This is a genomic window from Pseudomonas sp. SIMBA_067, assembly GCF_046534675.1.
GTDB lineage: Bacteria > Pseudomonadota > Gammaproteobacteria > Pseudomonadales > Pseudomonadaceae > Aquipseudomonas > Aquipseudomonas putida.
In genome coordinates, this window is sequence record NZ_JAWRYH010001007.1 from 1 (window position 1) to 249 (window position 249).

The 249-nt window shown below is 65.5% G+C and carries 1 protein-coding gene; it reads right to left on the reverse strand.

Translation table 11 applies throughout. The annotated features are described in order from the left end of the window. Window positions 1–94: 94 nt before the first annotated feature. The coding region (locus tag SB765_RS32255) for an NlpC/P60 family protein (protein WP_410932846.1) at window positions 95–249 on the reverse strand (155 nt) is incomplete at its 5' end.

The following is a 249-nucleotide window of genomic DNA, read 5'->3' on the forward strand; positions in this document are numbered from 1 at the left end:
CTGGTGGCGGATGACGTGGGCAATATGATCTGGCGGGTGAGCGCTGCGCGGTAACGGTGAGTCAAGGCGGCCTTGCCGGGCCGCCTTCAGGCGATCAGGGGTTTTGCGCCAGATGCCCCTGGGGAATCACCCGCTTGGCCTGCAGGTAAGCCTTGGCCCAGTAACTGTTGGACAGGTAGTCCAGGCGCACCGTGCCACCGGTGGACGGTGCGTGCACGAAACGCCCCTCCCCCACGTAGATGCCGGCAT